Origin of the sequence: Pseudoalteromonas sp. NZS37, from assembly GCF_015864265.1 — a bacterium.
GTDB classification, from domain to species: domain Bacteria; phylum Pseudomonadota; class Gammaproteobacteria; order Enterobacterales; family Alteromonadaceae; genus Pseudoalteromonas; species Pseudoalteromonas arctica.
This window is the reverse complement of the sequence record NZ_JADYXL010000002.1, coordinates 203,702-218,347: the sequence shown is the minus strand read 5'-3', so window position 1 is coordinate 218,347 and position 14,646 is coordinate 203,702. Positions and strand designations below refer to the sequence as shown.

The window sequence follows — 14,646 nt, the reverse complement described above, 5'->3', positions numbered from 1 at the left end:
TAACAACAACACACAATATGGATACTTATGAACGAGAAAGAAAATGTACTTTTAATAGTACTGGTTTGCTTTGTTGCGACCATTGGCGGTTTTTTATTTGGTTTTGACAGCGGTGTAATTAACGGCACTGTTGATGGACTCCAAACAGCGTTTGGCTCCAGTAGTGCGGGTACGGGATTTAACGTATCGAGCATGCTAATTGGTTGTGCAATTGGTGCGTTTTGCGCAGGTCGATTGGCTGATAAATTTGGACGTCGTCCAATTTTACTTTTTGCTGCAGCCTTATTTATTATAAGTGCTTGGGGTTCGGGTGTGTCAGTCACATCGTTTGAATTTGTGATTTATCGAATTTTAGGCGGCTTAGCGGTAGGGGCTGCATCGGTTATGACCCCAGCTTATATTAGCGAAATTGCCTCCGCACGATACAGAGGAACGCTCTCTACACTGCAACAAGTGGCTATAATTTTTGGTTTGTTTAGCGCATTTGTAAGTAACTACTTTTTAGCAAATACGGCTGGCGGCTCTACGGCTATATTTTGGCTCGACTTTGAAACATGGCGTTGGATGTTTTGGGTTGAATTATTACCTGCATGCTTGTTTTTAAGTGCTTTATTTTTTATCCCCGAAAGCCCGCGATACCTAATTATGGCTGGTAAAAAAGACGCTGCTGCACGTGTTTTATCGTCATTATATGGTGCTGAAACTGCCGCTCTTAAATTAAATGAAATAGCAGAGTCTCTTGCTGGCGATAAACACCACCCTAAATTATCTGATCTTATTGATAAACCTAAAAAACGTTTACGCCCCATTGTTTGGATAGGAATTGGCTTAGCTACATTTCAGCAATTAGTAGGCATTAACGTTGTTTTTTACTACGGCGCGGTACTTTGGCAAGCAGCAGGCTTTACTGAATCTGACGCGTTACTCATTAATATAATAAGCGGATTTGTAAGTATTTTAGCGGTGTTTATTACCATGTGTTTTATAGACAAAATTGGCAGAAAACCTTTTTTGTTAACCGGCTCAATTGGTATGACGGTGACGCTTTCGGTTATTGTTTATGCCTTTTTAAACGCAGATATTGGCTCAACAGGTAACTTAGAATTAGGAGAGCAGGGCATAGTTGCTTTAATAGCCGCTAATGCGTATGTGTTCTTTTTTAACTTATCGTGGGGCCCTGTAATGTGGGTTATGTTAGGCGAAATGTTCCCTAACCAAATTCGCGGCTCTGGCCTTGCAGTTACCGGCTTTGCCCAGTGGATAGCTAACTTTTTAATTACATGGTCGTTCCCTGTCATGCTCACTGGTATAGGTTTAGCAGGTGCGTATGGTTTTTACGCATTTTGCGCGTTTGTTTCAGTCATATTTGTATTTAAGTTTTTACACGAAACCAAAGGTAAAGAGCTTGAACAAATGAAAGGGTAAATATTACCCCTTTAATAAGCGCCAAAACTAAAGCAACAGAACTAGAATAATAGAACTAAAGCAATAGTTTTGGCGTTGTTAGACTGCTTCACTCGTTAAGCTTTCTTTTTACTAAACCCAAACATTTTATAAACTCGCAGCAACTATCTCATTTCTCAATAGTTAAATTATTAATGCATTTAAGTAAAGTGTAAGTCGCTTGTTCAATATCACGATTTGCAATAGCGTTTAACATCATTTTTTAAACTTTTATTATTTCGATTTAAGCTGCCTCGATCGCCGTTTTCCCTTAGTTGTTAACTGGGTCATCAACCTTCGGCCATGTTTAAAAATGAATAATATTAGACGTGACGTAGCTTTTTTAACAAGACGTAGTTGCGCAGTTTGTGTAATAAGCAACTAAAAAGCAAATACAGCTGATAGTCTGCAGTGAGCGATAAGCAGTCAGTCGTATTTTTTACATTGTATGACTGCTTCAAGCTCATTGCTGCCGTTGATATTTAGATAGTGAACGTTAATAAATTGCCAGTAGAAAATTTAGAACCCATCAATTTAAATAATAAAATTCATGGGTGATGTCCCACTGTTCACTGTTCATAGAGTATTAACCTTTTCAACCTGTTGTAGATATAATGGGGGACATCCTCCATTATTCGTTCTATAGTGAAATTCGTATAACAGCGAGGGTGATATTTTGTTGCCTAGCGGAGCAAAAAAATAGTCACAATTGATATTTTTGAGCATTTCTGCAATAAGTTAACCTCTATACACTTCATTCGCATTTGAATGTACTTACCTCTTGATATTTAATGAATTGACTTTATTACCATTTGGTTGAGTAGAAATAATTACATTAAATATGTCAAAATTGGATTGGACTAATTAGTAGATGGAAATAATGATTTATGGCTAGGCATGATTTTACTCCAGCAGATAAAAGGTTATTAGCAGAACGAGTCGGTTTTCATTGCTCAAACCCTTCTTGTGGTGTTTCCACAATTGGACCATCTATTATTCCAAATGAAAAGGAATATGTAGGTGTCGCTGCTCATATTTATTCTGCCTCCATTGATAATGGACCAAGAGCCAATCCTAGCCTTTCAGAAGAGGAACGGAGTCATATTTCTAATGCTATTCACCTATGTAACAAATGTTCAACAATAATTGATAAAAACAAAGGTACGGGATATTCGGCAGAAGTTTTGTTTGGTTGGAAGTCATATTCTGAAGACGTAGCAAAGTCAAGGATATATATTGAGAAGCCTTTTGTATTGTTTAAAACAGTGAACTTTCAATTTCTAGAAAGTGACTATTCAACAGCGTTATCTTGCACTGGGCTTAATGAGAAAAATGTTGAATCTTGCCCATCAAGCAAAGCAATCATTTCGGATATTACTAATAAACTTCAATTAGCAAATAAATGCATTATTAAAGGGTGTAGTGGAAGTGGAAAATCATTATTAACTTACCAAGTTGCATATAACTTTTATAAGCAGGGTTACGCAGTATTTAACATCCACAAAGAATTATTTACAAATAACTTTACTCTTGCTCCACCTCAGGACAATTCTGTCTTAGTGATAGATGATGCACAAATACTTGACCCTAATTTTCTTGAGGTTATTTTAAGTAGTGCATATAAAAACTGCTTAATACTTGCTAATTGGAACTCAAGTACATCAATTGACGATCGCTTCTTAAGAAATTACCCTTTTGTTGAAATTTCACCAATATCTCAGGTCAAGATGTTGGAAAAGTATTGTTTAGAGAATAAAGATCAAATTTCAGAAACTTTAAAACTTATTGGTTTGAAAACTAACAAAAAAGACCATCACGATAGAATCGATGCTAGGATTTTTAGGGCTTCGAGAGAAAGTACGCCTTGGTTATTTAATTACTCTTTAACTGAGGGGTGGAATGCTGCTAAACAAGATTTAGATTTATTAGAAAATGATCAAAAACTTAGCATGGCTATTGTAACAGTCGCTATTTTTCAGTTTGCGACGTTAGATAATGGAGTTAGTAAGCAAATTATATTGACTGCACTGAAACAGTTCAATAATGATAATCAATGGCTTCAAAAAGCCGAGACTGCATTAAACAAATATTGTGTGTCTATCGAAGGTAACATTAAGAACAAACACTACGAATACTCACGGCGAGTTTTGAAACTATTTTTGTCACAAAACAATTCCGCTGACGAATTAGAGTATCTTTTAAACCTTATAGCCTTGATTCTGAAAACAGATGCATACCTCACAGGTCATTCTAATTTGATTGAGTTTGTCATGTTTGATTTTAGAAGAGGAAAGTACGAATTAAATACACGAGGTATAACCGAAGAGGTTACTTCAAACCTTCTTGCTAGCACAATTAAAATACAAGATGCACCAGCAATAGTAACTAAATTAAACTCATTAATTCGACTTAATAAAGATGTTTTAAGCCTGTTGAAAAAAGATAATTCCATTCTTGAAAAATGGCTTCTAGATGTTTGCCGAAAAACTGCGTATCAATTAGGAAATTTGATTAACACTCTGTGCAATGAAGATAATAAATTTCTGACAGTATCTGAAAAGCATATTAAAGTTGTTTTCGACGCAATGGTTAACGCCCACATTGAAGATAGGCCTAGGTTTGCATATCTATTAAACCGAATGCAGTTCTTTGTTGATGAACAATGTAAGGACTACCAAAAAAAACTATTTGAGACATCTACGTTTGAAATAAATATATCTGCGTTTTCTAATGACACTGCTTGTTATCAGTTTTCAAAATTAATTGACCAGTTAGCCTGCATAAATAGTGATTGGGCTGATGAACAGGTAAAACACAACATAAAAGGAATAAGCGAATTACTGAACAAAGATTTAATGAGTGCTTATAGTTCTTTAAGTGACCTAATTAGCCACTACTTCGGTGTAACTCATGCAATTCTAGGAATAGAAAGAACTGACTCGAGGCTCAAGAAAAGGGCAAAGTGCTTAGCAAGAGAGCTTTCAATAGAATCAATTTTACAAGCCTTTGAAAGTCTAGAAGCCGTAGATGTACAAAGTTATTGCGATATATTGATATTTTTAGCCTTATATGATGAGGGAAAATTAAAAGAAATATCTAATAAATTTAATTACAACAAATTATATAAAATTTATGAAAGCGATGAGAAATTAGATCATTTTCACAAATGTATAATTTCCATTTTACAAAATCGAGAAAACACTAATTACCAAAACCATATTGCCAAAATAGTAAATAAATACAATTACGTTAATGAACTATTTGTAGTGATATCACCTGAATTTTCTTTTGAAAAAATAAAAAGTGGCATGAGATATCAAATGGATTTTGATGGCCGTTCAGAATGTAAAAATGAACTCATAATATTAAAAGCAATTATGGACGAAGAAAATGATGAGACATTGGTAAAAAGAATACTCCAAGAAAATATTGCCAAAATAGCAGATTCGATTTTCAATAAAGCAATAAACGTTGATAATAAAAAAGCCAAATTTGATCTTTTAGTTTTTATACATAAAAACTTGCCAAGTATATTTAACCAAATTGTTAAAGACCAAGAAAATGTTCTTGTATTGATAGAAAAAATTCGCCGGTTAATCAAAGGAAAAAAACAAGAAAAGATGTTTGCTCAATTTTACGTATTCCTGCTAAAAAACTACTCTAGTCAGCATGTACCGCAAATAGCAGAAATCGAAAAGCAATATCCAAGCATTACTAGGTTTGATATTACTCAATATGAATAAAAGCCGATTATTACACTAGTTCTACAGCATTAAGGTGGGTTGCAGATGAAGTAGCCAAATAATGAGCCGTAGCTTGAATTGATTTATGACCTGCTAATTCCTTGATAACATGAACACCAACTCAGCTATCACAAAGTTTTAAAGTTTAGGACACCCATCAATTGAAAAATAAAATTCATGGCTTTCCAAAGTTTTAGCATTAGGCTAACTTTGTGCACAAAGTGATCATTAACCATTATATGATGAATGACGGCTATGGTGGTTTTGCGACCATCAGTATAGACTTAAATTCCAATACTGAATGTCCGTAAATGGCACTCTCCAGCCACTCGACAACATAAAATGTTGATAATAATTGGCAAGGTATTTTACTGTGTCGGATGGCGCTTCGCTTATCCAACCTACACTGGCACATAGCCGAAGTTGGCGTTAAAGACAAACGTTCAGCTAGCCCAATACAAAGCTCATCAAATCTGTTCTACAAAGTAAATCATTAAGTTAAAACCTCAGTAATTAGCGAGTACTCCCTTTATTTCAGTTTGAGATACCCAAGTTAGTAATACTTATTTCTGATATACTCAGTTAGCACTTTTACTCAAAAGGTAATAGTCTTCAGCTTGCAACTCAATGCAAGTTAACTCACTGCTCTTCATTATTTATTGTCAAAATTACACCTTTGTAAATTAGAGTTGGTTCATCCGAGCCACAAACGTACAGAAAAAACACCGCCTAAGTTTATTGGCGAAGTATGATGATTCGTTGGTGAACTCAAGCGTACTTACTTTATAAACAGGACTTAGCATGAGTGAATTAACTATCGGCGTTATCGGAACATCCCGCAAGACAGATGAAAGACGGTATCCTATTCACCCAGAGCATTTATTACGAATTCCCGAAAATCTTAGAAAACAAATGGTGTTTGAACAAGGCTATGGCACCGCTTTTAATGTTAGCGATGAATATATTGCAACGTTAACGGGTGGCATTGCATCTCGCAGCGAAATACTTACCCATATTGGCACGGCCATTATTGCAAAGCCTGTACTTGCTGACTTAGAAGAAATGCGCGAAGGAGGCACTATTTGGGGCTATGCCCACTGCGTTCAACAGCATGAAATAACACAAGCGGCGATAGAACGTAAACTTACCTTAATTGCTTTTGAAGATATGTATGTGTGGTCACCACAAGGAAATGCAGGGCGCCATACTTTTTATAAAAACAATGAAATGGCAGGGTATTGCGCTGTAATACATGCTTTGCAACTTAAGGGTATTGATGGTCATTATGGCGATCAACGTAAAACGATTATATTTAGTTTTGGTGCAGTGAGTAGAGGCGCTATTTATGCTCTTAAAGCGCATGGCTTTAGAGATATTACAATTTGTATTCAGCGACCTGATCATGAAGTGCGTGAAGAAATATTAGATTGTCATTATGTTAAGGTACGAGAAGGTCTTGAAGGAGAGGCTCGCATGATGGTTGTTGAACATGATGGGACTAATCGACCACTTAGCGATCTTATTAGCGAAGCCGATATTATCGTGAACGGGACTTATCAAGAAACAGCTCATCCGGTTAACTTTGTAATTGAATCAGAAGCCGACTGCTTAAAACCAAACAGCTTAATTATTGATGTTAGCTGTGATGAGGGGATGGGATTCTTTTTTGCAAAGCCGACAACGTTTAAAAACCCTTTATTTAGATATAACAACACGGATTATTATGGCGTTGATCATACACCGAGTTATTTATGGGAAAGCGCGACGCGTTCAATTTCTGCGGCGCTCATTGTATATTTACAAACGATACTTAAAGGTGCTTTGCAGTGGCAAAAAGATGAAACCATTCGCCGTGCAATAAACATTGAGCAAGGAATAATTAAAAATACAGCTATTTTGGCATTCCAAAACCGCGAAAATATTTACCCTTATAACGTAATAACACAATGATTAAATTTATCTCTAATCTAATTTTACATTAGATTAATTAGGGGTGTGCACTTCGTCTTAATGCTAGTAATTTTAAGGCGAAGTGTTTGTTGACTGATAGTAAAACTGGAGAACTTAAATCTTAAAAGTTTTGATAAAACGAACACCCACAATTTATAAGGCTACCTGATATGCCTAACGATTCTAAAAATATACTAAATCGTGGCTTAGACTATATGCACGACCCATTTTCTAATTTTATGCGTGCTCAAACCACCTCTAGTCTGTTTCTTCTGGTATCTACGATCATTGCACTATGGTGGGCAAATTCAGCTTATTCAGCTACCTATCTGAACTTAGTACACACGCCTATTGGAGTCTCATTAGGAGACTTTGAGCTACAAACCTCGCTTAAACACATTATTAATGATGGTTTGATGGTGATATTTTTCTTATTGCTTGGGCTTGAAATAAAACGAGAGGTACTTGCTGGAGATTTAGCTGAGCCCAAAAATAGACACATGCTCATTTTTTGCGCCATAGGCGGTATGGTCGTGCCTGCTGGTATTTATTCGCTGTTTAACTGGGGGCAAGATTCACTGATTGGTTGGGGTATACCCATGGCAACCGACACTGCGTTTGCATTAGGTGTGCTTACAATTGTAAGAAAACATATACCCACAAGCTTGTTGGCTTTTATTGTAGGTCTTGCGATTGTTGACGATGTGGGGGCAATACTCGTTATTGCCGTGTTTTATACCCAAGAAATATCGGTGATGTATTTGTCATGCGCCGTTGTTCTATTTGCTTTTTTAGTAGCCGCCAATTATGCCGGAATAAGGCAGCCGCTTTTTTACATTATCATTGGTCTTGCCACCTGGTGGATGATGCTACAGTCAGGTGTGCATCCTACTGTAGCAGGTGTTGCTATTGCTTTAACGGCTCCTGCACGCTCAATGTTGGGCTCAGGAAGGTCGCTTGAAAAGGCAAAAACAACCATTACCTCTATGCAAAAAGAAATAGAGAAAGTAGATGTTCTGGCTAGCAGACAGGATCATAAACAGGTACTCGAAATTCGTGATTTAGCCGAAAATGCGGGTACACCTTTGCGTCGATGGGAAGATGTGCTGCACCTGCCTGTCGCACTGTTTATTTTACCGCTATTTGCTTTAGTTAATGCGGGTGTGGTTTTTAACTTTAGTTCATTTGTTGAGAGTCTCAGTGATCCCGTTGGCTTAGGTATTATTAGTGGTCTTGTTGTTGGTAAGTTTATTGGTATTTCGGGTGCGTGTTGGCTTGCTTTACGCTACAAAATAGGTTGCTTGCCTGAGGGCATTAATCTTCAGCATGTTATTGGTGCTTCACTTATCGCTGGGATTGGATTCACCATGTCTACCTTTATTGCTACGTTGGGGTTTGATGGGCAAGCCGAGCATCTTCATAACGCAAAAACATCGGTTTTAGTGGCTTCGGTTCTTTCTGCAATACTTGGGGTTTTATATATTCGAGTGGTTGCCTCAAAAAAGAGCAATAAACCAATTAATTCAACGCCATAATAGGGCGTGAAGGGGCTAATGGGTATTCAATAATGTGTACTCATTAGTTGTACTTAACCCTTTATTTATCAATTAAACCTATTGTTTAAAACACGCTATGTGTTGTAGCGAACAGACCAATTAAAATAAATACGCTAATGTCTTACTAAGGTTTTTTGGCTTTAAATTAATGCTTAAGTATATGAATTTAAATCTTAAAACGATTCCTTAAATCATTACCCCTAAATTATTACCCTTAAATTATACAGAGGAAGTTATCACCTAGATTGCGAAGCACGTTGGCGCTTATGACAATCTAAAGTAGTAATAAGGCTCCATATTTTTGGTTTCTTAAAAAGGAGAATATTATTTCTACACAAAACGAAAATAGTCCAAATTCTAAAAGTAAAAGCGGTCCGCCAGATATCGATAAAGTGATGAGCGGTGCGTTTAAAAAGTATAAGAAGTTGCTGAGTGGAAAATTTAGCACAAGTTTAACCATAGTACTGTTTTTGGGATTGATTGCTACAGGCTATAGCGCAGTCTATACCGTTCCCAGTGATTCAGTTGCTTTGGTATTAAGGTTTGGTAAGTTTCAAGAAATTCTACCTGCGGGCTTACATGTAAAAATCCCATTAGGTGTTGATCACGTCACAATAGTGCCTACTAAGCGGCAATTAAAGCAGGAGTTTGGTTTTTCTACTCCTGGAGCCTCCGACCCAGATCAAAATATTAATCCTGAAAATAATATTCGCTCATTTGCGCCAAAAATTTCACCTGCAACAAATCAACGCGAAGAAACCCAAATGGTAACTGGCGATTTAAACACTGCGCTGATTGAATGGGTAATTCAATATCGGATAGCCGATCCCCAAAAGTACTTATTTGAGGTGCGCGACCCGGCAGGCACTTTACGATATGTGTCTGAATCAGTTATGCGTGAAGTTGTAGGCGATAGAACTGTAGATGAAGTAATTACCATTGGCAGGCAAGGGATTGAAATTGAGGCATTACAAAAAATGCAGGCATTGGCAACCAAATATGTAATGGGGATTAGTATTGATCAGGTTCAACTAAAAAACATTAACCCACCCGTACCAGTACAAGGGTCGTTCAATGAAGTTAATCAGGCTCAACAAGAAAAAGAAAAGTTGATTAACGAAGCGCGTCGCGAATATAACCGCGTTATTCCGCTTGCTGAGGGGGAGCGCGACCAACGAATTAGAGAAGCCGACGGTTATCGCCTTAAGCGAGTTAATGAAGCTGAAGGCGACGCTCTGCGTTTTAATGCGCTGTTTGCACAGTACCAACTGGCACCTGAGGTAACACGCAGACGAATATATATAGAAACAATGACAGATGTTATGCCAACGATAAAAAATAAAATTATTATCGATAGCGAAGCACGGGGTGTATTACCTTTACTCAATTTAACTTCACTAAAAGGACAGCAGCCATGAAATCTTATTTAATCGTTGGCAGCAGTATTTTAGCTGCACTTGTAGGGGTTACTTTGTATAGCGCTTTATATACGGTTAACGAAGTAGAGCAGGTGGTTATTACTCAGTTTGGTAAACCGGTTGGAGAGCCAATTAGAGAGGCGGGTATTCAACTCAAAATGCCTTTTGTTCAGCAAGTTAATTTTATTGATAAGCGCGTGCTGGAATGGGAAGGAACACCTTCTGATATGCCGACCAAAGATAAGCTTTATATTTCTGTAAGTCTTTATGCGCGGTGGCAGGTTACCGATCCGTTGCAGTATTTTTTACGCTTAGGTGATGAGCGAAGCGCACAATCTAGGCTCGATGATATTTTTGGTAGTGAAACGCGTAATGCAGTAGCGACACACGAATTAATCGAAATTATTCGTACAACAAAAGATCGCCAACCTTTGCGTGACTCGTCACTCACCGAGGCTGAAAAAGAGCAGAATATTGGTAGTTTAGTGCCTATAAGCATGGGACGTTTAGTTGTCGAGCAAGATATATTTAATGAGGCGGCAAAAAAAGTAAAAGTATTTGGTATTGAGCTTATGGATATTCGCTTTAAACGTATTAATTATAATGAAAGTGTACGCCCTAAAATCTATGAACGTATGATCAGCGAACGTCGTCAAATAGCAGAACGCTTTTTGTCAGAAGGAAAAGGCGAAGCTGCCCGTATACAAGGTAACAGAGAGCGAGACTTAGATAAAATTCAATCTGAAGCCTACCGAGCAGTAACAGAAATTAGAGGTAAAGCTGATGCTAAAGCAGCCGCTATTTACGCCTCAGCCTATAACAAAAATGATCAAGCAGTCGCATTTTATGCATTTACCCGTTCGTTGCAGGCGCTTGAACTTGCCCTTAGCCAAAACACAACATTGGTATTATCGACCGACAGTGAGCTATTTCAGTATTTACAACACACTCAGGTGAGTGAGCCTAATCCTAAAAATTAGCATGCTTCATATTAAAATATTGTATAGATATCATTAAACTTAGGAGCAATAAATGCAAATTGAAACAATTAGAGATGTACTCAATTGGACCGTTTTATTTCACAAAAACTTAAAAGATAGCCTAAACAAGAGCTCTAAACAAAATAAGGATGAGGGAGCACGAATGATGCTTCGCTACCTATCTGAGCATGAGGAGAGTTTAGAGAATATTGTACAAGGATTTGAAAATACGGCAGACGTAAAAGCGCTAAACACCTGGTGTTTTGATTACATCGAAAAGCACTCAATTATTGAGCGCGTTGATTGCAACTCACTCTTTGAAGAGCTAGATATCTCAGACATTATGGAGAAAATAGTAAACCATCATGAACAAGTTATTGAGTTATACATTCATATATATTCTCGTGTAGATATCGAAAGCGCAAAAACGTTGCTTGATACAATAAAAGATATTGAAGAAAATGAGATAAAAAGAATTGTGCAATCGGCTAACCGATTTTCAGATATGTAATCGACTGATTGAACTGGCAATATTAGTGTATTACTAAGGTGTCAGTTCAATCAAATGTATGTGATATCAATTTATATCAAGGATTTTTTCTTTTAATCGAGTTAAGTAAAATGATTCGGTGTGCTCAACATATCCGGACAGTCAATCCTAGTTACTAAGTTATACCAATTTGCTTATACGGGGTCTATTTAACAACGTTATAGAGTGATTTAATTTGTTTTAATTGTTCAAATATTTATGCAGGTTGGTATTAAAATGAGAAGCAGATGATATGGCATGACTATGAATCTACTTACTTTTCATTAGATTATTCCCTCAATTTAATATCTAGCTATAAAGGCTGTATCCTTTTATTTAATATAATACAAAATAATTAAATTTGACTGTACTAATACGGCAGTTGCTTTACAGTTTAAGATCTTGGCGACTCAAATTAGAAGGTTACAACAGACTCATGCGGTTATCTCTAACTCAATCAGCAGCAAGTATTTTATATTTAGGCTTTATTCAGTTTTTTGTTGTTGTAGTAATTTTGGGTGGGTTGGAGAGTATTTTACTTGAAGCACCTCTGATGCCTATCATTTCTATTAGTACCGCTTTAATATCGCTAGTTTTAGGCTCAATCTTAACTTTATTATTTAATTTTAAATTTACAAAAAAAGTTAAATATGTGACTCCTGTATTAGGCATTCTAGGGTGTGCTTTTTTCTTAAATTTTCAATTGAGCTTATGGGGAGTCGTTGACGAAAAGTTTTTTTTAATTAGTGATAATCCATTTATTACTGCTTTAAATGCCGTTATGGTTTTTTCTTTTTTCTCAGCGCTCATTATTAAAATTTTATGTTCTGCAACGATAACTAAAGGGGCTAAGTTTACCAAAGCAGTCATGTTTTTAGTTATCTTTACGGGTGTGTCTTTATGGTACGCTAGTGCAGTAAAAACAGTGAGTAGTGAAGAAGAAAAAGCACGAGAAAAAATAAGCTTAGTGGGGACAATGCTTAATAAAAACCTTGATGAGCATAAAAAGTCATTATCTCGGATTAAGTCGAGATTAGAAAAAGTGAGTCATGATATTTTTTTAAAGCTTGCCGCTGTTGATATGAAAAATTATGCGAGGGATTATAAAATCATCAAAGGGATGCTTATTCTTGATGAAAATCTTACGTTAGTTGAAGGTGACATATTTTCTAAGCAATTTATTTCCAGTGGATTTCTATCAAGTGATTCTGTAGTGAACTGGTTAAATACAACTACGGATGAAGTTAGATTTGCAGCTAATTCATTAACGTTGAAAACGAGTACGCCGACTATTATGTTTTCGATACCTATAAATTCAGTTACTGGCAGTAAGTATCAAGTTTTAGCTTTACTAGACATGAATTTATTAATTGAGAACAGATACATAGATTATCTAAATACGTTTGATGTATTTATTGAATTGACGCCTCAAGTTTACTTTTCTGTTAATGCTAAAAAGCAAAACGTATACAATTTAAATATACTATTGAGTTTATACAGTGACTATATTGTAGAAAAAGTCGATGTAATGGGCATTTTAAAGCACAATGTATATAGTTTTATTAATAACTACTCCGCATTAAAAGAAAGGGCAAAAGTCGAACAAATTATAATTTGGCTTACTTTCATCTTTATCTATATTTTTATACTTGCTTCAGACTCTTCATACCTACTAAAACAACAATCAAAAAAGCTGTTTAAAATGGCTAAATATGATGAGTTAACAGGGCTAATTCGCCGAGATGCGCTAGATGATGAAATAAACGCTAAACAGTCTAAGCAGGCCAAAGCGTTAAACTCACCGTGTGCAATGGTTTTTATAAACCTAGATGGCTTTAGTTCTATAAATAATAGTTTAGGGCATGCCATAGGCGATAAAGTTCTCAAGCTAGTTGCAAGAAGACTTAAAAATAACGCGCTGACAGCCGACTCAATAGCACGCTTTGGTAATGATGAGTTTATTCTTTATTACAGTAATATAAGTAAAGATAAACTAAGAGAAGAAATATCAGTATTAATAAGCTCTTTAGCAAACGTTTATTATTTAGAGGACGTTGATATTTATCTTACAGCCAGCGCTGGTATATCGATGTCTAAAGAAAGAGTAGGAAATTCAAAAGTACTATTACAGCATGCAGATATTGCTATGGACAGTGCGAAAACCCTTGGAGGGAATCAGCTTTGTTTTTATCATAAGCTAATGGATGATAAGCATAAAGAAATAGTCCACATTAGAGGAGAGCTTCAAAAAGCGCTTAAAAATGGTGACTTAGAAGTGTATTACCAACCAATCCATAGTTTATCTGATAACAAAGTGATTAGTGTTGAGAGTTTGGTGCGATGGAAAAGTAATGGTGCGTATATTTCCCCGGCTATTTTTATACCTATAGCAGAGCAAACGGGGCAAATATTAGAAGTTGGCAAACAAGTACTAGCACAGGTACTTAAAGATATGAGTAATACTGCGCAGTTAAAAAATATTACTGTGGCTGTTAATTTTTCACCCCAGCAATTACAGCTGCAAGGGTTTGTTGCATATATTTGCCAATTAGTCTCTGATAAATGTATAGAGCCGCATCGGCTCACCGTTGAAGTGACTGAAACAGTCATGTCAGAAAAAGGGGTTATCGAAGGCGTTCTTAGAAAGCTGATGGCTAAGGGCTTTAACGTTGCGATTGATGACTTTGGCGCTGGATATTCTAGCCTTTCTTACTTGTCGAGGCAGCCTGCTAATATTATAAAAATAGATCGGGAGTTCACGATTGGTGCTGAGCATGAGGGCCAAGAACGCGCTTTATTAGAAGGTATCATCAAGATTTGTACAGAGCTTAAAAAAATAGTGGTCATTGAAGGTGTTGAAAATGCTGAGCTGATCGCCTATTTATCTCAATTCAGCAGTATAAGGGTTCAAGGCTATTATTTTTCCAAACCAATACCTTTAAATAATCTTATTGATTATATTAATAGCCTAAATAAAACAAGTCATCATAAGTAAAACGAGAACAATCAATTATTACCTTACAACAT

The 14,646-nt window shown here is 36.3% G+C and carries 8 protein-coding genes; all 8 read left to right on the top strand.

Annotation, left to right across the window (positions count from 1 at the left end):
* Positions 1-21: 21 nt before the first annotated feature.
* The 8 genes from I6F47_RS04390 to I6F47_RS04355 all read left to right on the top strand — a co-directional run bounded on the left by I6F47_RS04390 (position 22) and on the right by I6F47_RS04355 (position 14,614).
* On the top strand, positions 22-1,425 hold the full coding sequence (locus tag I6F47_RS04390; RefSeq protein ID WP_442960274.1) for a sugar porter family MFS transporter: 1,404 nt from the start codon (positions 22-24) through the stop codon (positions 1,423-1,425).
* Between the two features lie 905 nt (positions 1,426-2,330).
* The gene (locus I6F47_RS04385) at positions 2,331-5,186 is read left to right on the top strand and encodes a hypothetical protein (protein WP_165721787.1); all 2,856 of its coding nucleotides are present in this window, start codon (positions 2,331-2,333) and stop codon (positions 5,184-5,186) included.
* An 801-nt stretch (positions 5,187-5,987) separates the two neighbouring features.
* Positions 5,988-7,136 (top strand): N(5)-(carboxyethyl)ornithine synthase, encoded by a 1,149-nt coding sequence (locus I6F47_RS04380; RefSeq protein ID WP_165721786.1) that lies wholly within the window; start codon positions 5,988-5,990, stop codon positions 7,134-7,136.
* Positions 7,137-7,306: 170 nt separating this feature from the next.
* Positions 7,307-8,671 (top strand): Na+/H+ antiporter NhaA, encoded by a 1,365-nt coding sequence (gene nhaA / locus I6F47_RS04375; protein ID WP_197111299.1) that lies wholly within the window; start codon positions 7,307-7,309, stop codon positions 8,669-8,671.
* Between the two features lie 497 nt (positions 8,672-9,168).
* On the top strand, positions 9,169-10,110 hold the full coding sequence (gene hflK / locus I6F47_RS04370) for an FtsH protease activity modulator HflK (protein WP_002962612.1): 942 nt from the start codon (positions 9,169-9,171) through the stop codon (positions 10,108-10,110).
* Complete coding sequence (hflC, locus tag I6F47_RS04365) at positions 10,107-11,090, top strand: protease modulator HflC (RefSeq protein ID WP_010552588.1); 984 nt, start codon at positions 10,107-10,109, stop codon at positions 11,088-11,090. Before hflK ends, hflC begins: the two co-directional genes overlap by 4 nt.
* Before the next feature lie 163 nt (positions 11,091-11,253).
* Positions 11,254-11,601 carry an ATPase gene (locus tag I6F47_RS04360; protein WP_231609162.1) on the top strand — a complete coding sequence of 116 codons (348 nt, stop codon included), beginning with the start codon at positions 11,254-11,256 and terminating at the stop codon, positions 11,599-11,601.
* 454 nt (positions 11,602-12,055) lie between these two features.
* Entirely contained in the window at positions 12,056-14,614 is a 2,559-nt protein-coding gene (locus tag I6F47_RS04355; RefSeq protein ID WP_197183396.1) for a putative bifunctional diguanylate cyclase/phosphodiesterase, read from the top strand.
* Positions 14,615-14,646 lie beyond the last annotated feature (32 nt).